At 66.9% G+C, this 22244-nt stretch carries 16 protein-coding genes and 2 pseudogenes; 7 read left to right on the top strand and 11 right to left on the bottom strand.

Going from position 1 to position 22244, the window contains the following annotated elements; genetic code table 11:
* The first annotated feature begins 310 nt into the window (after positions 1-310).
* Entirely contained in the window at positions 311-1855 is a 1545-nt protein-coding gene (locus U5775_RS32575) for an NYN domain-containing protein (RefSeq protein WP_322062246.1), read from the top strand.
* Between the two features lie 327 nt (positions 1856-2182).
* Here U5775_RS32575 and U5775_RS32570 read toward each other — a convergent pair.
* The 9 genes and pseudogenes from U5775_RS32570 to U5775_RS32530 form a co-directional block, all read right to left on the bottom strand.
* Positions 2183-2416, bottom strand: a pseudogene (locus U5775_RS32570) (hypothetical protein); the annotation flags it as partial.
* Positions 2417-2492: 76 nt separating this feature from the next.
* Entirely contained in the window at positions 2493-3323 is an 831-nt protein-coding gene (locus U5775_RS32565) for a hypothetical protein (protein ID WP_322062245.1), read from the bottom strand.
* Positions 3320-5602 (bottom strand): cation:proton antiporter, encoded by a 2283-nt coding sequence (locus tag U5775_RS32560; protein ID WP_322062244.1) that lies wholly within the window; start codon positions 5600-5602, stop codon positions 3320-3322. Before U5775_RS32560 ends, U5775_RS32565 begins: the two co-directional genes overlap by 4 nt.
* A gap of 30 nt (positions 5603-5632) precedes the next feature.
* Positions 5633-6220 carry a LutC/YkgG family protein gene (locus U5775_RS32555; RefSeq protein ID WP_322062243.1) on the bottom strand — a complete coding sequence of 196 codons (588 nt, stop codon included), beginning with the start codon at positions 6218-6220 and terminating at the stop codon, positions 5633-5635.
* Positions 6207-7649 (bottom strand): lactate utilization protein B, encoded by a 1443-nt coding sequence (locus tag U5775_RS32550; protein ID WP_322062242.1) that lies wholly within the window; start codon positions 7647-7649, stop codon positions 6207-6209. The genes U5775_RS32555 and U5775_RS32550 overlap by 14 nt, the downstream gene beginning before the upstream one ends.
* Entirely contained in the window at positions 7646-8389 is a 744-nt protein-coding gene (locus tag U5775_RS32545; protein ID WP_322062241.1) for a (Fe-S)-binding protein, read from the bottom strand. The genes U5775_RS32550 and U5775_RS32545 overlap by 4 nt, the downstream gene beginning before the upstream one ends.
* Before the next feature lie 207 nt (positions 8390-8596).
* The gene (locus U5775_RS32540; protein WP_322062240.1) at positions 8597-9820 is read right to left on the bottom strand and encodes a porin; all 1224 of its coding nucleotides are present in this window, start codon (positions 9818-9820) and stop codon (positions 8597-8599) included.
* A gap of 199 nt (positions 9821-10019) precedes the next feature.
* The gene (locus tag U5775_RS32535; RefSeq protein ID WP_322062239.1) at positions 10020-11489 is read right to left on the bottom strand and encodes an APC family permease; all 1470 of its coding nucleotides are present in this window, start codon (positions 11487-11489) and stop codon (positions 10020-10022) included.
* A 314-nt stretch (positions 11490-11803) separates the two neighbouring features.
* Positions 11804-12805 carry an AraC family transcriptional regulator gene (locus tag U5775_RS32530; RefSeq protein WP_322062238.1) on the bottom strand — a complete coding sequence of 334 codons (1002 nt, stop codon included), beginning with the start codon at positions 12803-12805 and terminating at the stop codon, positions 11804-11806.
* A gap of 238 nt (positions 12806-13043) precedes the next feature.
* On the opposite strand from U5775_RS32530, the gene U5775_RS32525 reads away from it, so the two are divergent.
* From U5775_RS32525 to crcB, 5 genes are all read left to right on the top strand, one after another.
* Positions 13044-15029, top strand: a complete 1986-nt coding sequence (locus tag U5775_RS32525; protein WP_322062237.1) for a primary-amine oxidase — start codon at positions 13044-13046, stop codon at positions 15027-15029.
* A 7-nt stretch (positions 15030-15036) separates the two neighbouring features.
* Positions 15037-16107: a hypothetical protein gene (locus tag U5775_RS32520; protein ID WP_322062236.1), complete on the top strand. Its 1071-nt coding sequence runs from the start codon at positions 15037-15039 to the stop codon at positions 16105-16107.
* A gap of 32 nt (positions 16108-16139) precedes the next feature.
* Positions 16140-17618, top strand: a complete 1479-nt coding sequence (gene styD, locus U5775_RS32515) for a phenylacetaldehyde dehydrogenase StyD (RefSeq protein ID WP_415913707.1) — start codon at positions 16140-16142, stop codon at positions 17616-17618.
* A 173-nt stretch (positions 17619-17791) separates the two neighbouring features.
* The gene (locus U5775_RS32510) at positions 17792-18553 is read left to right on the top strand and encodes an SDR family oxidoreductase (protein WP_322062235.1); all 762 of its coding nucleotides are present in this window, start codon (positions 17792-17794) and stop codon (positions 18551-18553) included.
* A 184-nt stretch (positions 18554-18737) separates the two neighbouring features.
* The gene (crcB, locus tag U5775_RS32505) at positions 18738-19118 is read left to right on the top strand and encodes a fluoride efflux transporter CrcB (protein ID WP_322062234.1); all 381 of its coding nucleotides are present in this window, start codon (positions 18738-18740) and stop codon (positions 19116-19118) included.
* Positions 19119-19221: 103 nt separating this feature from the next.
* Here crcB and cfa read toward each other — a convergent pair whose 3' ends face one another.
* The gene (gene cfa / locus U5775_RS32500; protein WP_322062233.1) at positions 19222-20388 is read right to left on the bottom strand and encodes a cyclopropane fatty acyl phospholipid synthase; all 1167 of its coding nucleotides are present in this window, start codon (positions 20386-20388) and stop codon (positions 19222-19224) included.
* 260 nt (positions 20389-20648) lie between these two features.
* On the opposite strand from cfa, the gene U5775_RS32495 reads away from it, so the two are divergent.
* Positions 20649-21065 (top strand): HIT family protein, encoded by a 417-nt coding sequence (locus tag U5775_RS32495; RefSeq protein WP_322062232.1) that lies wholly within the window; start codon positions 20649-20651, stop codon positions 21063-21065.
* A 74-nt stretch (positions 21066-21139) separates the two neighbouring features.
* Here the strand turns inward: U5775_RS32495 and U5775_RS32490 are convergent.
* Positions 21140-22231, bottom strand: a pseudogene (locus U5775_RS32490) (porin); the annotation flags it as partial.
* Positions 22232-22244 lie beyond the last annotated feature (13 nt).

The following is a 22244-nucleotide window of genomic DNA, read 5'->3' as shown; positions in this document are numbered from 1 at the left end:
TTGTGGAGTTGTTGTGGGATTCTTTGTGGGTGAATGCGCGCCGGTACGCCTCGTTCGAAGCGCGCAAGGTTAGGTACGCCATGTGACAAACGCGTGAAAAGCGATGCTGATCTGCCGTTAAAACACGGGCATCGTCCAAATGAACTAAGGTCCTGCACACATGCGCGAGCGCTGTCCAGCGGCCGCCGCAGATGAACGCCATGCGAGCGCCGATATGTGCGCATGCATGGTGGCGGCCCGTGTTTTCCGCCCGCGTCGCGGCAAGGGGCTATCATGTGCGTTCGAACTGTAGATGGAACGAACGAATCACATGGCCTCCCCCCAGGAAAACGTCAGCATGGCGGTCTTTTGCGACTTCGAGAACGTCGCGCTCGGCGTGCGCGACGCGAAGATCGACCGCTTCGATATCAAGCCCGTGCTCGAGCGGCTCTTGCTCAAAGGCAGCATCGTCGTGAAGAAGGCCTATTGCGACTGGGAGCGCTACAAGGGCTTCAAGGCGTCGATGCACGAAGCGAGCTTCGAGCTCATCGAGATTCCGCACGTGCGCCAGTCGGGCAAGAATTCCGCCGATATCCGGCTCGTCGTGGACGCGCTCGATCTCTGCTATACGAAGTCGCACGTCGACACCTTCGTGATCGTGAGCGGCGACTCCGACTTCTCGCCGCTCGTCTCCAAGCTGCGCGAGAACGCCAAGAAGGTGATCGGCGTGGGCGTGAAGCATTCGACCTCGGACCTGCTCGTCGCGAACTGCGACGAGTTCATCTTCTATGACGACCTCGTGCGCGAACTGATGCGCGAGCAAAAGGAGCGCGCCAAGGCGCGCGGCGAAGGCGGCGCGAACGCGAAGCGCCAGGGCGGCGACGAGCGGCGCGCCTCGGCCGAAAACGCGGAGGAACGCGGCGAAGAACGTGGCGAAGAGCGCAAGTCCAGGGCAATCACGCTCGTGGTGGAGACGCTCGACGCGCTCGGCTACGAACGCGGCGACAGCGGCAAGATCTGGGCCTCGGTGCTCAAGAGCGCGATCAAGCGGCGGCGCCCCGACTTCAACGAGGCGCGCTACGGCTTTCGCGCGTTCGGCAATCTGCTCGAAGAGGCGCAGGCGCGCGGCCTGCTCGAAGTGGGCCGCGACGAGAAGTCGGGCACCTATGTGACGCGCACGAGCCAGCCGGCGAGCGCCGCGCCCGCGAGCCCCGTGGAGGAAACCGCGGCGCCGCGCGCGGACGATGCACGCTCGCGCCGCAAGGGCCGGCGCGGGGGCCGTGGTGCGGCTGCGGCGGGCGAGAATGGGCACGAGCAGGCGCGCGAGGCGAGCGAAGCCAGCGAAACAAACGAAGCGACCGAGATCCGCGAGACTCAGGAAACGGCCGAGGCGCATGTGTCGTTCGAGTTCGAGCCCACGCGCGAGTCTGAAACCAGCGCTGCGATGTCGAACGGCGAGCTCTTCACCGAGGCCGGCGAGACGCGATCGCGCGGCGCGCGCGCGCATGAACGTGCACGTGAACGCACGCATGAGCGCGCACACGAGCAAGACGCGGCGCACCACGCAGCCGACATGCCGCTCTTCGGGCAGCCGCCGCGCGACGCGTCCGAACACCCCGGCGCCGAGGCGCATCAAGAGCAGCAAGCCCCCGAAGCACCGCGGCGCGCGCGCAAGACCGCGTCGCGCAAGAGCCCCGCACGCAAGAAGGCTGCCCAGCCCGCCGCGCAGGAAGCCCAGGCCGAGCCGCGCGAGGTGACGGAGCCACCCGCGCCCCCAGCCGACTCCGATCGCGAACCCGAAAAAAAGAAGGAAAAAGCGCCTAGGAAGACGACGGCGCGTGCACGCCGCCCGCGCAAGGCCGCTGAAGAAAGCTGAACGCCGCGAGCGGACGTACGCCGTGACGCAAGAAGCGGCGTGCGGTTCGTGTCGAGTACAGCGTACGAGGCGGCGTCAGTCGCCGAACGGATTGGCCGGGCGCTTGTGCGGCGCCGGTTCGCTGGCGCTTTCCTTCGGCGACGAAGGCGTGCCGAACGGATCGGCGCCCGCCTTCGGGGCGTTGGATGCGTTGCCTTCGCCAAACGGATTCGCTGCCGGCGCAGGCTTCGCCTCGCCGAACGGATCGACGCTCGCCGGTGCGTGCGTGCCGCCGAACGGATCATCGGCTGGCGCGGGCGGCGCCTCGCTCTCCTCCCCCGCCAGCGCTGCGAGGTTGTACTCGGCCTGCACTTGCGCGAGCACACCCGCGATGCTCGCCTCGAATCCCGCCGCGTTGCCGAAATGGCGCATCGTCCAGTTGCAGCCCGTGCGATCGGGCGTCTCCAGTTGCGGACGCGGCACGCCAATCTTCACGCCGTCATCGACGACTTCCTGCAACCGGTGAATCCGGCGCTTCACTTCTTCCTGCAGCCGCGACGCGTTGAGGCTCTTGCGCAGCATCGGGCACCTCCTTTTCCATGCTCGAATCGATGAGCGAGTCTAGCGCAACGTTTCGCATGAACGCACAAACGATCGATTAGCCCGCTGGCTGCAACGCCTGCGGTGCGAGCGGACGATTCATATGGGCCAGCGCATCGCGCATCGAATCGCTGGGGATCACGATCTGCCCGGTAAACGGCGTATCGAGATCGACGATCACATACACCGACGACGATATCGACACCGCCCCCAAGGCGATCATCACCAAGGCCAGCGCGTTGCGCGGGGCGATCAGCCCGAAGCTCAGAAAGATCAGGATGAGCCAGAGCGTGAGCATCGCGAAGAACGGCCGCGAGAGCGTGCCGTGCGCCTCTTCGATCAGCCGCCAGCGCGTGTCGCGCACGCGCGCGAACAAATCGATCAGGCGCGCCTCGAGCGCGGCCTGATAGCGGCCGTGCGGCTCGAAGCCCGCGATCCGCTGCCCCACCGAGGCGAGCAGCGCGCCGAGCTGCACGCTTTCGAGCTCGCCGTCGCCCGCGCCCGGCACGCGCGGATAGTCGTCGCCGGGCGGCGGCCGTTCCTGCCGCCACGTGGAGGCGATCGCCGCCGCCGTGTAGCGGCGCAGCGCGGCGCGCGCGTCCTCGGCGCCGGGGCCGAAGTCGCGCAGGCTCGCATCGAGCTGGATCAGGTCCGCCGCGTAGGCGCGCATGTCGTCGGTGGCGGTGTCGTAGCTGCTCTTCGCCGAGGTCGTGAGCAGGCTCAGCACCAGCGCCGCGAACGTCACGAGCATGCCGAGCACCAGTTGCACGAGCTGCACCGTTTCGTGCTTGCGATGCTCCTCGGGCAGCAGCGGGCGCAGCAGCACGCCGAGTCCCGTGCCGCCCAGCAGCAGCACGAACACCACCAGCGCGGTCCCGATTTCGGTCATGGCGCGGCGCCTCGCTGCGCTTCGCTTGCGGCAGTATCCGTGGCTGCGCTACTCGGGGCCATCGCGACCGATGCGGTCGTAGCCTGCTGCTCCGGCATCGGCGCTGCCTGCGCACGCACACTCGCATCCGCGCCAGTATCGGCCGATGCGCCCGCCTCGGCGGCATCCGCCGCCCGCGCCTCGCCACCGCCCGCGAGCAGCAGGTCCGGATGCGCGCGCGGCACCGCCCGCTTCCACGCCGCGTCCAGCTCGCGGCGGATCGAATCGTAGATCTCCTTCGAAATCGACCGGTCCTCGTACATCGCCGCCACGCGCGCGCGCCCCTCGCGCAGCGCGTAGAGCAGCATCATGCGGCGCTCGAGCACGTCCGCGCCGTCGTGGGCGAAGCACCGGCGCACGCCGTCCAGCCCGCGCTCGGCCTTCTCGATGCGGCTCCTCAAGATGGTGCCCAGCAGTTTGGCCAGCCGCTCGCCCAAGAGCGGCGTGAGACTCGTGTCGGCGAATTCGATCAGTTGATGCAGCACCACGCGGCGACACATCAGGAGTTCGAAACGATCGGCGAGCGCATCGGCATAGGGCTGGTTGATGTGCAGCCAGCGCGCCACGAAGCGCGCGACGCGCAGGCTCGCCGTATCGGCCAGGATCTTCGCCGCCGCGCGCTGGTAGCCGATACGCCCGCTTTCGCGCGCCGCCTCGATCATCGCGTCGGTGTTGCGCATCATGGCGTCGAGATTGCCGATCGTGATGATGCCGCTGCCGTACTGCGGAATCAGGTCGCGCTCCTTGGTCGCGAGCGTGACGAGGCCGATCGCCAGGCGCTCGCGCTCGGACAGCGCCGCCTCGATGTCGAAGGCCGTCGCGCTCAGGTCGATGCTGCGGCGGAAGGTGCTGCAGGCGTCGTCGGCAATCGAGTCGGGTATGCGGAAGGTGCGCGCCGCCACGTGCACCTGCTCGGAGACGCCGATCGACGAAAGCCGCACCGCCTGCTGCTGGAGCGCCTCTTCCTGCGGCGAGAGCAGGTCGAGCTTGAGCCGCTTGATGAGCAGCTTGAGCGACGAGCCGTTCACGATCAGGCTCACGAGCACGAAGCCGGTCGCGAGGATGGCGACGAAGCGGCGCGTGGTCTCGGGCAGCGCCGCGTTGTGCGCGAGGCCGAGCGCGAGCACGAGCGTGACCGCGCCGCGCAGGCCGCCCCATGCGATCACGAGCTTGTAGGCGGCGCTCACGGGCTCGGTGAGCTTCAGGCGGCTCAAGAGCGGCAGCATGCCGAACGCCACGACGAGGCGCGCCGCCAGCGCCGTCACCACCACGACCGCGAGCGCCACGAGATCGAGCCAGTGCGCGTCGCGCAGCGTGGCGGGAATCTGCATGGCCGCGAGCAAGAAGATCGCCGCGCCCGCCATGGCCGCCACCTGCTCCCAGATCAGTTGCAGGTGCTGCCAGTTGACGGGCGACAGCCGCGTGCGTCCGAGCCCGCTGATCACGAGGCCCGCCGCCACCACCGAGACTACGCCCGAGACGTGCAGCATCTGATCGGCGAACAGATAGAGCGGATACGGCAACGCGAAGCTCAGCGAAATCTCGGCCTTGCCCTCGCCGCCGAGCGCCGGCAGCAGATACGCGAACGCGCGCCCCGCGAGCGCGCCCACGGCAAAGCCGCCGACGAGCTCGACGGCGAGCGTGCGCAGCGCGGCGCCGCCCGTCGCGGCGGCGGTGTCGCCGGTGATGGCGGCGATCAGCACGGTCGCGATGGCGATGGCGGCCGCGTCGTTGAGCAGGCTCTCGCCTTCGACGAGGCGCACGAGACGCTCGGGCGCGCCCACCTCGCGGAACACGGCGAGCACGGCCGAGGGGTCCGTGGTCGCGATCATCGCGCCGAGCAGCAGGCCGTCGGTGAGCGGGCCGAGCCCGGTGAGGCGGATCGCGCCGCCCACCATCGCCGTGGCCACGAAGACGGCCACCACGGCGAGCAGCAGAATGGGCGCGGCGTCGCCCAGCATCTCGCGCACGTTCACGCTGAGCGCGGCCTGAAACAGCAGGAGCGGCAGGAAGATCCACAGATAGGCTTCAGGCGGCAGACGCGGCGCGAGCGCGGGCGTGAAGACGCTCGCGGCCAGTTGCGGCCAGGCCTCGCCGCTCACGAGATAGATGCCGCCGAGCGCGAAGCCCCAAGCCGCAAGCAGCACCGACTCGGAGAGCGCGAAGCGCAGGCTCACGGCCTGCACGAGCGCGATGCTCGCCAGCAAAAAGCCGCTCAGCAGTAGAACGTGGATGATCATCGTGACTCGCGTTACTTGGGCGCGCGCCGCTCAGCGCGCCGCCAGCCAGACCACGGTCAGCGATCTCACCCCTTGCGCGCCCTGAATGAGCACGCCCTCGATATCGGCGGTCGCGGATGGCCCCGTCACCAGCGCTGCGTAACGCGCGCCGCGAAAATCGTCGCGTCGGTAGGCGTCCTGAAGACCGGCCACGAGCGCGCCGGGATCGAGCAGCACATAGAGATGCTGGACCAGATAGCCCAGCGCATTGACGCCGTACTCGCGCTCGGAGAGCCACACCGAGCCCGTCTCCGCCACGCCGAAGCGCGCGCGCACGACGCCCACTTCCACGTTTTCGAGCGAGGCGGGCGGCGTGGCCGCATCGAGCGCGACCGTACCCCGCACCTCGGGCGCCGCCGAAGCAATCGACGCCTGCGCGCCGAAGCGCTCGTGTATCAGCGCGAGCACGGCCTCGCCCGATTCGGCCTGCGCCTCCTTGCCGCCCATCAGCGCGAGCGCGGCGCCAAAGCGCGCGCGCAAGTCGCCGGGCGGCGAATCGAACAGCGGCACCTCGGGCAGCGCCTGGGCTGCGGGCTGCGCGGCGCGCACGCGCGCGAGGAACGCTTCACGGCTCGCCATCGTCGCCTCCGTTGCTGCCTTTGTCGTCTTTGCGGTTCTTGCGATTCTTGCGGTACCACGCATGAAACGTCGTGGACGGCGCGTGCGGCAGCGTGCGCTGCCGGCCCCAGATATTGAGCGGGTTGTAGAGCACGAAGTTGGGCAGGCGCCGCAACGCGCCGTCGAGCGACGACACCGCCGCGCGATAAAGCTTCGGACTCCCGAGCAGCCGCCCCGCCATCTTGAGCACTTCCTGCTTCACGAACGGCACTTCGTGCTGCGCAGCGATCACCTCGCGCCATTGATAGATCTGCTCGTGAATATTGATCTTCACTGGACACACGTTGGTGCAGCTGCCGTTGAGCGTGGACGCGAACGGCAGCGCGCTGAAGCGCTTGAGATCGAAGGTCGGATTGATGATCGCGCCAATCGGCCCCGCATAGGTGCTGCCATACGAGAGGCCGCCGCTGCGCCGGTAGACCGGGCACGTATTCATGCACGCGCCGCAGCGGATGCACTTGAGCGAGTACCAGAAGTCCGGCATCGCGAGCCGCGCGCTGCGGCCATTGTCGACGAGGATGAAATGCATTTCGGCACCCTCGCGCGGCGCGCGGAAATGCGAGGTGTATTGCGTGATCGGCGAGCCCAGCGCGCTGCGCGAGAGCATGCGGATGAATACGCCCAGGTCGGATACGCGCGGAATCAGCTTCTCGATGCCCATCGAGACGATATGCACCGGCGGCACGTTGGCCGAGAGATCCGCGTTGCCTTCATTGGTGCAGACCACCACCGTGCCGGTCTCGGCCACCGCGAAGTTGCAGCCCGTCATGCCCGCCGTCTTCTCGCGCACGAACCACGGGCGCGTGTTCATGCGCTGGCTCTCGGCGAGATAGTGAATGTCGCTATTGGACGGGTCGGTGCCGATCGTGCGGCCGAACACTTCGGCCACGTCGTCGCGCAATTTGTGCACGGCGGGCACGACGATATGGCTCGGCGGCTGCCGGTCGAGCTGCTGGATGCGCTCGCCGAGGTCGGTTTCCATCACCGCGATGCCATGCTGCTCGAGGTAGGGGCGCATCTCGCACTCGTCCGTGAGCATGGACTTGCTCTTCACGAGCGCCGTGATGCCGCGCTCGCTCAGGATGCGCACGACCGTCTCGTTGTGCTCGCCCGCCGTATCGGCCCAATGGACCTGCACGCCGTTCGCCTCCGCGGCGCGCGAGAACTGGTCGAGATATTCGGAAAGATGCGAGAGCGTGTGCGCCTTGATCGCCGAGGCGAGCTCGCGCAGCGTCTCCCATTCGGGGATGGCATGGGCCTGCGCATCGCGCTTCGTGCGCAAGTCCCAGAGCCGCTTGTCGTGGAAGTCGACATGCTCGGGATGCGCGAGAAATGAGCCCGCGAGCTTCGCGTGCTCCACGCGCTTCGGACGATCGTTCGGCGTACTCATTCGCGCGCTCCGTTGAGCACCTGGGCGATATGGATGAAGCGCACGTCGGACTGCATGCGCTCCGCGCAGCCTTGCTGATGCATGAGGCACGACATGTCGCCCGAGACGATGTATTGCGCGCCCGCGCTCACGTGGTCGATCACCTTGTCCTGCCCCATGCGCACCGAAACCGCTTCTTCGGTTACCGCAAAGGTGCCGCCGAAGCCGCAGCATTCGTCGGGACGCGCCGGCCGCACGAACTCGATGCCCTTCACGCCCTGCAGCAACGCGAGCGGCTTCGAAAAAGGCTCGCCCGGCACCTCGGATACCGAGGCCTCGTGCAGATGGCGCAACGCGCTGCAGCTATTGTGCAGGCCCACGCGCCAGGGAAACTCGGCCCACGGAAATTCGCGCACACGCAGCACGTCGTGCAGGAACTCGACGAGCTCGAAGGTATGGGTACGCACGCGCCGCACGGCCTCGGTCTGCTCGATGGCCGTGAAATGGTCGCGCACGTGGTTCACGCAGCTCGCCGAGGGGCCGACGATAAAGTCGTAGCCCTCGAAGGCGCGCGCGAACACGCGCTCCGCGGCCGCCGCCTCGGCACGCGCACCGCTATTGGCCATGGGCTGGCCGCAGCAGGTCTGCTCGAGCGGATAGTCGACCTCGCAGCCGAGCCGCTCCAGCAATTCGAGCGTGGCGATCCCGACCTCGGGATAGAACGCGTCGATGAAGCAGGGAACAAAAAGGGCGACTTTCATGCGGGGACTCGCGCGGGAAAGCGGACCGGAACATTCTAGCGCCGATCCGTCGGACAGGCGCGCGAGGCTGACAGCGCCGCTTCTCCCCACGCGAGACTGGCCGCGCCGGGCTTCCCGCACCGCCCCCGCTCATTTACCGCACTGCAACGAGGCGGCCGCCCAGCCGCGTGCCCCGCCGTGCGACGGCGGGCACGCGTGCGCCCTCGATCAGAAGTTATGCCGAAGGCCCGCGATGATCGCCAGTTGCTTGTCGGTATCCGAGTTCACGAGATTCGGGATCTGCGCGAGATTGCTCGTCCCGCTGCCCGTTGCGTCGACGCCGAGCCCGGCCCCCGACGACTTCTGGCCGATCGCCACGGCGTAGAGCGCCGTGCGCTTCGAGAGGTTGTACACGGCGCCCAGGTTGATCTGGTGGATGCGCGTGGACGAGCCCTGGTCGGGATGCGCGTCGTTGAAGATGTACGCGAAGCCGAATTGCAGCGCCGGCGAGAACTGCCACATCGTATTGAGCTCGGCGATGTCGAACGAGATATCGGCGCCCTGCGGCTGCGCCGTGCTCGCGAAATACTGGCTCTGCGAAAGCCGCGTATGCGTGTAGCTGAGCGCGAGCGTGACCTTGTCGAACGCGTACGAGCCGCCCGCGCCGTAGATGTCGATCTTCTGCGCGTTCTGCAGTTCGCAATACGAAGCATCTGCGTTGGCGCAACTGAGGTCGCCGATATAGCCGCTCTCCCCGCCCAGCGCCGCCTGAAGCGGATTGCGCAGTTGCAGATAGCCTGCCGAGAGCGAGAGCGGTCCGTGCGTGTAGTTCGCCGCGAGCGACCAGCCGCGGTTCTGCGAGAAGTCGCCCGCCACGCCGCCGAAGCTGAACAGGCCGCCCAGCGTGAGGCCGCCGAAGCTCGGGCTCAGGTACTTGATCGAGTTGTTGAAGTTGAAGGCTTCGTTGAGGTTGTCGACGTCGCCGAAATGCGAGCCGTAGAGCGTCGCCCAGTTGTTGCTCGACGCATAGGCGCCCATGTCGTCGGAGAACGGGTCGTACTGACGGCCGAGCGTGAGCGTGCCGTAGTTCGCGTTCGCCACGCCCACCCACGCGTTGCGGTTAAAGAGCGTGCCGCTCTGCAGCAGCGCGCCGTTCTGCGTGAAGATGCTGTTTTCCAGCGTGAAATTCACCGTGGTGCCGGCGCCGATGTCCTCGCTGCCCGACAAGCCCCAGCGCGACGGCACGAGATTGCCGCCGCCCAGCTGCCAGTTCGAATGGCCGTCGGTGCGGCCGTCCGCGTGCGTGGTTTGCTGATTGGTCGAATAGACGAGGCCGGCGTCCACCGTGCCGAAGAGCGTGACCGAGGACTGGGCGTGGGCCCCTTGCGTGAAGGTGGCAAGGGCGCACGAAGCCAGCGCCAGCGCCGTGCGCGTGACGAATGTATTTTTCATGTCGGTATCGTTCGTTTCGAAGTGAGAGATCGCACAAGCGCCGCGACCCGACTCAGCCCTTACGGCCGAGCGCGGCCGGGCCGCGGCGCGCGGCTCGAATGCGCGCACCGCGTGCGGTTTGACTGCCGGGGAAATGCGGGGAAAACGCGTGGGGTGAAGCGCGGGGTGCCAGCCCCGCCCCAATCCGTCTAGCCGTGCGCTACTGACCGAAGCGCGCGTAGACGTCGGGCCGGTGACGCCTGAAAACGAGCCCCAGCGCGATGCCGATGAGCGCCACCGCGAGCACGATCCACGGGAACGCGCGCACGATGGGGCTATCGGAGCCCGAGAGCGCGTCGAGATTGCCGATCAGCACGAAGCCGATCCACAGCAGACCCAGGCCGCCCAGCACCGGCGCGACGAGCGCATGCCATACGCGCGTGTCCTTTTTCGTGGCGCGGAAGAACGCGGCCACCGAAAAGCTCGTCACGGCCTGCAGCATCACGATGCCGATGGTGCCGAGCGCCGAGGTGCAGCTAAAGACGATGTTGAACGGGTCGGCGCCCGCGACCACGTAGAGCCCGACCGGCACCGCCACGCTGAGCGTCTGCAGATAGCTCGCGAGATACGGCGAGCCGTACTTCGCATGCAGACGATCGAGCTTCGCGGGCAGGATGCCTTCGACGGACAGCGCGTGAATGTAGCGCACGATCGTGTTGTGAAACGAGAGCAGGCTCGCGAAGATGCTGGACAGCAGCAGGAAGCTCATCGTCGTGGTCATCGCGCCGCCCAGGTACTTCGCGGACTGGATGAACCAGAAGTCGCCCGGCTGCTTCGTGGCCACGTCGGCCACGTCCTTGAGGCCATAGGCGCAGACGATGGCCCACGTGACGAACGCGAAGAACACGAGGATCAGCGTGACCGACACGTAGGTCGCGCGCGGCACCGTGACTTTCGGATCGCGGCATTCCTTGCCGTAGATCGCCGTGGCCTCGAAGCCGATGAACGACGCGAGCGCGAACATCACGGCAATGCCCATGTGGCCGCTGAACACGTGCTTCGGAGCGAATGGCGCGAGCGTAAGGCCATCGGGGCCGCCGTGATGGATCACGATGGCGATCGAGAGCACGAGCAGGATGCCCATTTCGAGGCACATCAGCACGCCGAGCAAACGGCTGTTCAGGTCGATGCCGCGCAGGCCCGTGATCTGCACGATGGCGATGCACGCGAACGCATACACGTACCACGGCATCGTGCTATGCAAGAGCGGCCCGAGCACGACGGTGCAGAAGAAGCCGAACAGCCCGTAGAGCGCGATCTGGATGCAGGTGTACGAGAGCAGCGCGACGAGCGCGCCCGCCATGCCGAGCGGCCGACCGAAGCCCGCCGTGATGTACGCGTAGAACGCGCCGGCGCGCACGATGTGCCGGCTCATCGATGCAAAGCCGACGCTGAACACGAGCAGCACGACGCCCGCGATCACGAAGGCGCCGGGAATGCCCGCGCCATTGCCAAGGCTGATGGCGGGCGGCACCGCGCCCAGCATGCCGGTGAGCGGCGCGGCCGCGGAGATCACGAGAAACACGATCTGCCACAGGCCGAGCAGGCTGCGCTGGGGCACGGCGGCATCGTTTGCCACGGCGTCGCCACCGAAGCCTGGTGGCGCGACGGGTATTTGCGGTTCGTTCATCGTTGCCTCTGCTGGTGTCTTTTTGAATTGCGCCGTGCGACACGATGAAGGACCGCGTGCCTCTGGCGCTCTTGAGAGCGGATCTCGCGTATTCAATTGCGAGACCGACAGGAGCGCATGGTAGGCAGCTAAAAATTCTGACGACCTGGCGGACCGCGCCAAATTCTCGATAAATTGCGCCAAGGGACCTGCGGGTTTTTACTTAACGCTATTTCACCCGAATCGCGGCGCGGAAAATCGCTTCGGATGACGAACGATTTGCCGGGGCTTTCTTCAGTCTACATGCCTTCAATATACTTACATCTATTCGTGAGCTAATTAGACCGACCCCAGTTACGCGTCGCGCGCCATAGCACCGTGGCATCCGCATAGCCCACCGCGCGCGCAACGGCCGCGTTGGTCATGCCCTCCTGCTCGCGCAGCACCGCGACGCTGCGCTGGCGCTCCTCGCGAATGATCTCGCGCACGGAGGTGCCCGCCTCGGTCAAATGGCGCTGCAGCGAGCGGTTCGACAGCCCGAGATCGCGAGCGATGTCGGCGACCACGAGCTTTTCGCGCGCGAGCCGCCGCGTCACCAGATCGCGCACCTGGTCGACGAGATCGTGAGGCACCGTATCGCGCGAAATGAGGTCGGTAGCATGGCGTTCCATCATGCGCGCGAGCTGCGTGTCGGCGCTCTTGAGCGGCGCGTCGAGATCGTGCGGATGGATCACCACCCCGCTCGCCGGCTGCTGGAAGCGCACCGGCACGCGAAAAATACGCAGATAGGGCTTGAGATCCGCGGGCGCGGCATGCTCGAAATGGATCTCGACCGGCGTCCACGCCGCGCCGCGCACGAGCCGGATCATGTGGCACATCGCGCTCACGCTGTATTCGGCGTCCTGGCGGCGCGGCCAGATCTGCGCCGGCGCGATGCGATAGCTCCACATGGGCCACGCGTTGTCGCGCACCAGATCGACGAGCGTGCCGCTCTGCCACGAGCCCAAGGCGTCCGTGAACTTGCGGATCGCAGCGCCTAGCGTGGGCGACGACATGAACACGAGCCCCGCGGGCCCGAGCTCGGTGAGCTGCAATTCGTTGCCCAGACGCAGGCCGAGCCAGGGCTCGTCGAGCACCTGTGCCGCGCGCTCGAAAGCGCCCACATAGCGCCCGAGCGGCAGGATTTCATAAGGATCGGAAAGTTGTTTGCGGCTCAGGCCGAACTCGGCCAGCAAGGCGTCGCAGTCCGCGCCCGCTGCATCGAGCGCGCGCACGATCGGGCCCATCACCGCGCCGCGAATCATCGGAAAACCGTTGCTGACAGGCACTCTTTTCATGTCTCTCTCCATTCTCCCGATGTTTCGCAATCGAATACGCCCCGGGTTTGTTCGCTCTGTCTATGGCGCACTCTATCGTCCCTTTGGCGCGTTTTGCAAGCGCGAAAAAAATATGGCGTTTCTACGATGACGTCACGACATCGCCATTGCAGCCATGCCCTCCGCCCCCAAAAAAACGCGGCCGGCCTGACGCCTTTCATGCGCTGTTGCGGTCCAACGTCATCCTTACGAAAAGCTTATGAACACGAATCCGAACTCGCATCCGCTCGATCCGCTGAGCCTCACCGAAATGCAGCTCGCCTGTGACATCGTGAAGGCCGCCGAGCAGCTCGACGAATACGCGCGCTTTCCCGTCACCGAGCTCCAGGAGCCGCCCAAGGCCGAAGTCGTCGCCTACCAGCCCGGCGGCTACTATTCGCGCCGCGCCTTCACGATCGCCATCGATCGCACGCGCAACCAGACGCTCGAACTGGTCGTCGATCTGCGCGAAAAGAAAGTAGAGTCGCGCAAGGCGCTCGCGCTGCACAGCGCGCCATTCGGCCAGCCGCCGGTGATGATCGAAGACTTCATGAACGCCGAGCGCATCGTGAAGGCCGATCCTGCGTGGCGCGAGGCCGTCAAGAAGCGCGGCCTCAGCGAAGACGATCTCGAACGCGTGCAGGTCGACCCGTTCTCGGCGGGCGCTTTCGATCGTCCCAACGAGGGCGGCCGCCGTCTCGTGCGCTGCGTGAGCTACTACCGCGAGAACCTGACCGACAACGGCTACGCGCATCCGATCGAAGGCGTGGTGGCCGTGGTGGACCTGCTCGAACACAAGGTGATCGAGCTCGTGGACGATGGCCGCATCATTCCGATTCCGCGCGCCAGGCACAACTACGACACGCCGAGCATCGGCAAGCCGCGCGATACGGTCAAGCCGCTCTCGATCAGTCAGCCCGAAGGGCCGAGCTTCACGATCGACGGCTGGCAGGTTAGTTGGCAGAACTGGAAATTCCGCGTGGGCTTCACGCCGCGCGAGGGCCTCGTGCTGCACCAGATCACCTGGGAGGACGGCAAGAACGCGCCGCGCCCCATCGTCTACCGCGCGAGCGTGACGGAAATGTGCGTGCCCTACTCCGATCCCACCACGAACCACTACTGGAAGAGCGCCTTCGACGCGGGCGAGTACGGCCTCGGCAAGCTCGCGAACCAGCTCGAACTGGGCTGCGATTGTCTCGGCACGATCCGCTATTTCGACATTCCGTCCGCCGACGATTTCGGCAACAGCTTCGCGATGAAGAACGCGGTCTGCCTCCATGAAGAAGACTACGGCACGCTCTGGAAGCACTACGAATTCCGCACCGGCGTGTTCGAGATGCGCCGCTCGCGCCGCCTCGTGATCTCGTTCTTCGCGACGGTGGGCAACTACGATTACGGCTTCTACTGGTACTTCTATCAGGACGGCACGATCCAGCTCGAATGCAAGCTCACGGGCATCGTCCAGACCTCGGCGGTCGCGGACGGCGACGCGTACCCGTGGGGCGGCATGGTCACCGAAAATCTCGGCGGCCCGACGCATCAGCACTTCTTCAACGCGCGCCTGCACATGATGGTCGACGGCGAGAAGAACTCCGTCACCGAGCACGAGTTCGTGCCGCGTCCGATGGGCGCGGAGAACCCGTACGGCAACGTCTTCGACACCACGAAGCGCGTGCTCAGGACCGAGCAGGAAGCGGCGCGCAACGCGAACGGGCAGACCGGCCGCTTCTGGAAAGTCGTGAATCCTAACGTAAAAAATCGCGTGGGCGCGAACCCCGGCTACAAGCTCATCATCAACGACTCGCCGCTGATGCTCGCCGATCCGCACTCGAAGGTGCGCCAGCGCGGCGGCTTCGCGACACGCCACGTCTGGGTCACGCCGTACGACACGACGCAGCGCTACGCGAGCGGCGACTATCCGAACCAGCACGCGGGCGGCGACGGCCTGCCGCGCTATATCGAGGCGAACCGCAACGTGGAGAACGAGGACATCGTGCTGTGGCACAGCTTCGGCCATACGCACGTGTGCAAGCCCGAGGACTTCCCGGTCATGCCCGTGGAGTACGCCGGCTTCATGCTCAAGCCGAACAACTTCTTCTACGGCAATCCGGCGATGGACCTGCCGGGCGGGCGCGATCCGCATAGCGTGCAGGACGGCGCGCCGGACGCGGGTGACGCGCCTTCGTGCTGCCACAGCAAGCAGTAAGCCTGCGATGACGACCCGCGCGCGCCGCCTCGTGACGCCCCAAGTCCGCGATGCCTTCGCTGCCGCGTGGATCTGGTGCGCGGTGACGGGCGGCGCCGCGGCGCTCGCGGCGGGCGTCATGCTTGCGTCGATGCAGATCGACGCGAATGCGGCCGCGGTCGCGGGAAGCGCCGTGGCGCTCTTTGCCATGGCGTTGCTGCCCGCGACGCTCACGCGGCGCTTCGACTCGCGCGCCACCGTGCCGGTGGCCGCCTCGCTCGTGCTCACCATGGCGGCGATGGCGGCAGCGGCGGCGCAGGCGCGCGCGGGTTCGATCGCTGGCGTCATGCCCGCTGCGCTCGCGTTGGCGGGTTGCGCCCTGCTTGCGGCGGCGTGGCCGTGCTTGCCCGCGCGGCGCATCGCGTCATCAGCGCCATCTGCACAAATACATAGGACTCCGTTTCAACGCGCGCAGCAAGGTTTCGGGGCCGCGCTGCCCGGCAGCGTCGCCCTGCTCGCGCCCGCGTTGCTCGCGGGGCTTTCGAGCGGCGTGCTCGCGCGCTTTCAGTTCTTCGCGGTGTGCGGCTCGGGGCCTTTTTCGTTTGCGCAACTGGCCTTATCGCTTGGCGCCGTGATCGGCTTCGGCCTGCTCGCGGAGCGCGTCGATCATCGTTATGCGTTGCTCGCGCTCTTCGTGCTGCGCGGCGCATTGCTGGCCGCGCTCACGCTCGATACGCTCGCGCCCTGGACGATATTCGCCGCGCCGGCGTTCGCCGTGCTCGACGCGCTCACGCTGCCCACGCTCCTGCGCACCGGCCGCGCGGCGCAAGCGGGCTGCCCCGGCCTCGCGCACCATGCGGGCATGCTCGCGGGCGCCGCGCTGGCCACGACGTCGTGGGGCTTCGGCCAGGGCTTCTACGCGCTCTTTCTCGCAGGCGCCGCGCTCAATCTTCTGTGTGCATGCACACTCGCGGCGCGCCGCGCCGGCGGCACGCCTCATCTGCACCAACCGCATTCCACGCAGCACTACCTACCGCACTTCGCCGATCACCCCGCAACGCCCGCGCTCGCCTCGGGCGGCGGGATCGACATTCGCTGACCCTACGCACAGAACCGAACCGAGGAAACGACATGGACCGCCAGGACTTCACGCACACGATCCGCACGCAGATGTTCGTCGATGGCCGCTTTAGCGACAGCGGCAATGGCCGCACGTTCGCCGTATTCAACCCGGCCACGGGCGCGGAGATCGCCCAGGTGCCCGACGCCGCCGATGCCGACGTCGATGCGGCCGTCGCCGCCGCGCGCCGCGCCTTCGAAGCCGACACGTGGCGCCGTCTGCCGCCCGCCGAACGCGAGCGCCTGCTGCTGAAGCTCGCCGATCTCGTCGAGCGCAACGGCGACGAGCTCGCCGCGCTCGAAACGCTCAACCAGGGCAAATTGCTCGGCTTCTCGAAGATGCTCGAAGTGGGCGGCAGCGTGCAATGGCTGCGCTATATGGCGGGCTGGGCCACCAAGATCGAAGGCAGCACCGTCGACCTCTCGCTCGCGTTCCCGCCCGGCGTGCGCTACAACGCCTCCACGCGGCGCGTGCCCGCGGGCGTGGTCGCCGCCATCGTGCCGTGGAATTTCCCGCTGCTGATGGCGGTCTGGAAGATCGCCCCCGCGCTCGCCTGCGGCTGCACCGTCGTGCTCAAGCCCGCCGAGGAAACGCCGCTCACCGCTATCCGGCTCGCCGAGCTCGCGCACGAAGCGGGCTTTCCGCCGGGCGTGTTCAACGTCGTCACCGGCCAGGGCGAAACCGCGGGCGCGGCGCTCGTGCGCCATCCCGGCGTCGACAAGGTCACCTTCACCGGCTCCACCGAGGTGGGCCGCATCATCGGCAAGCAGTGCGCCAGCGATCTCAAGCGCGTCTCGCTCGAACTCGGCGGCAAGAGCCCCGTGATCGTGCTCGACGACTGCGATCCGCAACGCGCGATCGAAGGCGCAGCGGGCGCGATCTTCTTCAACCACGGCCAGGTCTGCACGGCCGGATCGCGCCTCTACGTGCCGCGCGCGCGCTTTGACGAGATCGTCGGCGGCATCGCGCAGGTCGCGCGCCAAACCGTGCTGGGCTCGGGCTTCGACGCCGCCACGCAGATGGGTCCGCTCGTCTCCGCGCGCCATCGCGACAAGGTGGCCGGCATGATCGCGCAGGGCCGCGCAGAAGGCGGCGAGATCGTGGCGGGCGGCGGCGACGGCAACCGCGCGGGCTACTTCGTCGAGCCCACCGTGATCGCGAACGCCGCCAACAAACCGCTCACCGTGGTGCGCGAAGAAGTGTTCGGCCCGGTGCTGGTGGCCATGCCCTACGACGACGTCGAAGAAGCGATTGCCGCCGCGAACGCGTCCGAATACGGCCTTGGCGCCAGCGTCTGGACCAACCAGCTCGACCGCGCGCTGCGCGTGGTGGACGCCGTGCAGGCGGGCACCGTCTGGGTCAATACGCACAATATGGTGGACCCGGCGCTGCCGTTCGGCGGCTTCAAGTCCTCGGGCATCGGCCGCGAGCATGGCCGCGCCATCATCGACGCGTACACGGAGACCAAGTCGGTCTGCATCGCGTATTGATGCCGCGCGCGCGGGGAGACCGCGATTCCTCCCCGCGCGGCGTTTCACGCATTGTTAATCGAAATGGAATAATGAAGCCCGGCGCCAGGCAATGATCCGGCGCCCGAATTCCTTCATGATCGATCCCGTTCCCGTTTCATCCTTGCTCAAACCCGAACGAAAGGAACCCGATCATGACCACCACGATCCCCACCACCGCGAACGACGCGCGCGGCGTCGCCATCGTCACGGGCGCCTCGCGCGGCATCGGCGCCGCCGTGGCGCTCAGGCTCGCGCGCGACGGCCACCCTGTCACCGTCAACTATGCCGCGAGCGCGCGCGAAGCCGAGGCGCTCGTCGCGCAGATCGCCGCCGCGGGCGGCCGCGCGATCGCCGTGAAGGCCAACATCGCCAAAGCCGATGAAGTGCGCCATCTGTTCGAGACCACGGCGGGCCAGCTCGGCCAGCCCGCGGTGCTCGTCAACAATGCCGGCGTCATGAAAGTGACGACGATCGCCGAATCGACCGATGCGCTCTACGACGAAATGTTCGACATCAACGTGCGCGGCACGCTGAACACGATGCGCGAGGCCGCCGCGAAGCTCGCGAACGGCGGACGCGTCATCAATTTTTCGAGCACGGCGCTCGCGCTGAACCTGCCCGGCTACGGCCTCTATAACGCCACCAAGAACGCCGTCGAAGCGCTCACGCGCGTGTTTGCCAAGGAATTGCGCGGACGCGGCATCACCGTCAACGCCGTCGCGCCGGGGCCGGTGGCCACGGCCCTCTTCCTCGAAGGCAAGACCGAGGAGCAGATCCGCCATTTCGCGAGCATGCCGCCGCTCGAGCGCCTCGGCAAACCCGACGACATCGCCGCCGTGGTCTCGTTCCTCGCGGGCCCGGATAGCGGCTGGGTGGACGGACAGACGCTGCGCGCCAACGGCGGCCTCGCCTGAAGCGGCCGGCGCGCGGCGCGACAGCAGCCGGGTGGGCGAACGCGGCGCCAGCCGGACGCAAACCAGGCGCGCCGGCCCGCACGCGTCGCAGTGCTAAACTCCGGAGTCGAAATCGGGACGCAACGGCAGACCACGACCGGCCGCACAGCGTCTCCTTTCATTGCGCCTACAACGACTCCACGCCATGTATCTTTCGATTCTCGCCGTCGGCATTGGCGGCGCGCTCGGCTCGCTGCTGCGCTGGGTGCTCGGCCTGCGCCTGAACGCCGTCTTCCCCACGCTGCCGCTCGGCACGCTCGCGGCCAACGTCCTCGCGGGCTACATCATCGGCGTGGCGCTCGCCGCCTTCGCGCGCCTGCCCGACGTCTCGCCGCAATGGCGCCTGTTCGTCATCACCGGCTGCATGGGCGGGCTCTCGACGTTCTCGACCTTCTCCGCCGAAGTCGTCGCGCACCTGCAAAACGGGCGCTTCGGCTGGGCCCTGGGCCAGATCGTCATACACGTAGGCGCTTCCCTGCTGATGACGATACTCGGCATCGCGACGGTCGCCGCCGTGATGCGCTAACGCCGCGCCGCGTCCCGCGAGCGCATGAAAAAGGCCGCGATGCACGCGGCCTTTGCTTTTGACGGATCGGCCCGGTTTCAGGGCATCGTTGCGCTCGCAGCGATCACGCATGCGGCCGGCGATAGCCGCCGGGCAATCCGTTCTTCGTCAGCACGTACTGCCACAACTGAATGTCGCGCGCGCGGAACGCACCGGCGCACGACAGCAGGTAGTAGCGCCACATGCGGTAGAAACGATGCCCCATCTCGGCCTCGAAGCGCGGCCACGCAGCCTCGAAGTTCGCGTGCCAGGCCATGAGCGTGCGGTCGTAATCGGCGCCGAAGTTATGCAGATCCTCGACGACGAAAAGCCCGCCCGAAGCATCGGCGATCTGGCCGATGGTGGGCAGCTCGCCGTTGGGGAAGATGTACTTGTCGACCCACGGATCGGGCGTGGTGTCGCGCCGGTTCTTGCCAATCGTGTGCAGCACGAAGATGCCATCGTCGGCGAGGCAGCGATGCGCCACCTCCATATAAGTGCGGTAATTCTTGGGCCCGACGTGCTCGAACATGCCCACGCTCGCGATGCGGTCGAACTTCTCGTCGAGCAGCCGATAGTCCTGCAGGCGGAATTCCACGGGCAGGCCCTCGCAACGCCCGGCGCCCAGCGCGGCCTGCTCCTTCGAGATCGTGACGCCCACGCACGAAACACCGTAATTTTCGGCGGCGAACTTCATGAGACTGCCCCAACCGCAGCCGATGTCGAGCAGACGCATGCCGGGCTTGAGCCCGAGCTTCTGGCAGATCAGGTCGAGCTTGGCTTCCTGCGCTTCGTCGAGCGTCTTCGCGCCGCCCGCCCAGTAGCCGCAGGTGTAGGTCATGCGCTTGTCGAGCATGGCCTCATAGAAAGCGTTGCCGATGTCGTAGTGCTGCTGCCCCACCTTCCACGCGCGGCGCGCGGTCTGCCGGTTCATGAGGCGCGCCTTGAGCGCATGAAAGACGAGCCGGGCGGGATCGATCTGGTCATCCAGATGCGCGCGCAACACATGCGCGAAGAATTCGTCGAGCTGTTCGCAGTCCCACTGGTCGTCCATATAGGCTTCGCCGAGGCCCAGGTTGCCTAGCGCGAGGACGCGCTCCGGCACCTGCGGATCGTGAATGCGCATGTCCCAGGGACGCGTACCGTTGAGCCTCACATCGGCACGCGCCAATAGCTGGGCTGCGAACCGCCAGGCCCCTGAACCAGTGGCCTCGCGGGCGGGTTGGATTGCTTCGAGATCAGTCGTTGCCATACGTGCTCCGTGTCAAGACATTCATCGTCGCGCTCACTGCGAGAACCACTATGATGCACCCACTTCAAAAAAACTGCAGGAACCCCGACAGCCGGGCCGGCCCAGGCGATAATCGGCGCTGAGCACCGCATCGCAAGGCGGGCGGCCCGCGCAGGCCGATCAGCGCAGGGCGCCCCCGCATCGGCGGCCGCCTGCGGGAAGACCCCTGCTTCATCCGCGTGGCAAGCAAATGCCGCGCCCGAGACCCTACCGAGGAACCCATGGCTTACGACGACAACAACATCTTCGCGAAACTCCTGCGTGGCGAAATCCCCTCCATCAAGCTGTGCGAGAACGATGCGGCGGTCGCGATCATGGACGTGATGCCGCAATCGGAGGGCCACGTGCTGGTGCTGCCGAAGGAGCCGGCCGAAGAGATCTACGAGCTCTCGCCCGAAGCGCTTGGCGCCGCGATGGCGATGGTGCAGAAGTTGGCCCTCGCGGTGCGCAAGGCGCTCGCACCGGACGGGCTGTTGATCGCGCAGTTCAACGGCGCAGCGGCGGGACAAACCGTGCCGCACGTGCACTTCCATCTGATTCCGCGCCGCAAGGGCGAAGAATTGCGCCTGCATGCGCGCGACATGGCCGACAAGGCCGAGCTCGAAGCGATCGCGCAGCGCATCCGCGCGGCGCTGTGAGCCGCGTATTGGGTCACGCGTCGAGCCGATAAGCGAATGAGCGCGCACGGCCCCCTGCCGCGCGCGCCGTCCACCTAGAACTTGTGACGGATGCCCACGACGGCGAGCGCCTGTGTATCGGTGCCCGAGTTCACGCCGAAGTCGCCGATCGACGCCTGGGCATCGACAGCGGCGCCCTTCGCATTGAGCGTGTGGCCGCTCGCCTGCTGCCACCCGGCCAGCGCGTAAAGTTCCGTGCGCTTCGAGAGCGCGTAATCGCCGCCCACATTCACCTGGTTGTAATGCGCCGACGCCGGCCCCGTGAGCGACGTGTAGTTGTAGCCGACGCCCGCGCGCAACGCCGGCGTGACCTGATAGTTCACGAAGGCCGAGCCGTTGTTGAACTTCGCGGTCTGATGGAAGGCGGAAAAGCCGTCACTGCCGTATTGCGTGTTCGAATACGCGAGACCGAAACTCAGCACACCAATCGCATAGCTGCCGCCCGCGCGCACGATCTGAATTGAATTCGCACTCGCGAAGCCTTGGTTGATCACCGTATTGAAGAGGCTGTCCGAACTGCTCGTCCAGGCGCGCACGCCGTTCGTGACCGTGTTGCCGCCGTTGGCGAAGAAGTAGCCCGCCGCGAGGGCGAGCGGCCCGTTCGCGTACGCCGCGCCGAAGCTGAAGGTCTGCCCGCTGCCGCTCGCGCCCGCCACGCCGCCCAGACCATAAAGCGCCTCGAACTGCAGGCCCGCGATAACGGGACTCGTATACTTGACCGAGTTGCTCACGCGCAGGCTGTTGTCGTAATTGTCGAGGTCGCCCGGCGTGCCGAATACGCCGCCGAATGGACCATCCTGCGTGAGCGGCTGCACGAGATCGACGAGCGGATCGTACTGACGCCCCAGCGTGAGCGTGCCCCACGTGTTGCTCGCGAGTCCCACGATGGCCTTGCGTCCGAACTCGCGCTGGCCCTGCCCCGCGACGCCCGTGCCTACGTTGAAGCCGTTTTCGAGCTGGAAGATGGCCGCGAGACCACCGCCGAGATCCTCGGTGCCGCGCAGGCCCCAGCGGCTGCCCGAGAGATTGCCGCTGCTGAACTTCACGAGCGTGCTCTCGTTCTGGCCGCTCGCGCCCTGCGCGTTGTGAACCACGGCTATGCCGGCATCGACGATGCCGTAGAGCGTTCCCAAGCGAGGC

This window comes from Paraburkholderia sp. J63 (assembly GCF_905220245.1).
Taxonomy (GTDB): domain Bacteria; phylum Pseudomonadota; class Gammaproteobacteria; order Burkholderiales; family Burkholderiaceae; genus Paraburkholderia.
This window is presented reverse-complemented; position numbering and strand designations above follow the sequence as displayed.

Bases quoted from the DNA above. Each gene is read 5' to 3' on its own strand.
- U5775_RS32545 (WP_322062241.1), bottom strand. From the start codon at position 8,389: ATGAAAGTCGCCCTTTTTGTTCCCTGCTTCATCGACGCGTTCTATCCC.
- U5775_RS32525 (WP_322062237.1), top strand. From the start codon at position 13,044: ATGAACACGAATCCGAACTCGCATCCGCTCGATCCGCTGAGCCTCACC.
- crcB (WP_322062234.1), top strand. From the start codon at position 18,738: ATGTATCTTTCGATTCTCGCCGTCGGCATTGGCGGCGCGCTCGGCTCG.
- U5775_RS32555 (WP_322062243.1), bottom strand. From the start codon at position 6,220: ATGGCGAGCCGTGAAGCGTTCCTCGCGCGCGTGCGCGCCGCGCAGCCC.
- cfa (WP_322062233.1), bottom strand. From the start codon at position 20,388: ATGGCAACGACTGATCTCGAAGCAATCCAACCCGCCCGCGAGGCCACT.
- U5775_RS32530 (WP_322062238.1), bottom strand. From the start codon at position 12,805: ATGAAAAGAGTGCCTGTCAGCAACGGTTTTCCGATGATTCGCGGCGCG.
- U5775_RS32520 (WP_322062236.1), top strand. From the start codon at position 15,037: ATGACGACCCGCGCGCGCCGCCTCGTGACGCCCCAAGTCCGCGATGCC.
- U5775_RS32540 (WP_322062240.1), bottom strand. From the start codon at position 9,820: ATGAAAAATACATTCGTCACGCGCACGGCGCTGGCGCTGGCTTCGTGC.
- U5775_RS32550 (WP_322062242.1), bottom strand. From the start codon at position 7,649: ATGAGTACGCCGAACGATCGTCCGAAGCGCGTGGAGCACGCGAAGCTC.
- U5775_RS32510 (WP_322062235.1), top strand. From the start codon at position 17,792: ATGACCACCACGATCCCCACCACCGCGAACGACGCGCGCGGCGTCGCC.
- U5775_RS32495 (WP_322062232.1), top strand. From the start codon at position 20,649: ATGGCTTACGACGACAACAACATCTTCGCGAAACTCCTGCGTGGCGAA.
- styD (WP_415913707.1), top strand. From the start codon at position 16,140: ATGGACCGCCAGGACTTCACGCACACGATCCGCACGCAGATGTTCGTC.
- U5775_RS32535 (WP_322062239.1), bottom strand. From the start codon at position 11,489: ATGAACGAACCGCAAATACCCGTCGCGCCACCAGGCTTCGGTGGCGAC.
- U5775_RS32575 (WP_322062246.1), top strand. From the start codon at position 311: ATGGCCTCCCCCCAGGAAAACGTCAGCATGGCGGTCTTTTGCGACTTC.
- U5775_RS32560 (WP_322062244.1), bottom strand. From the start codon at position 5,602: ATGATCATCCACGTTCTACTGCTGAGCGGCTTTTTGCTGGCGAGCATC.
- U5775_RS32565 (WP_322062245.1), bottom strand. From the start codon at position 3,323: ATGACCGAAATCGGGACCGCGCTGGTGGTGTTCGTGCTGCTGCTGGGC.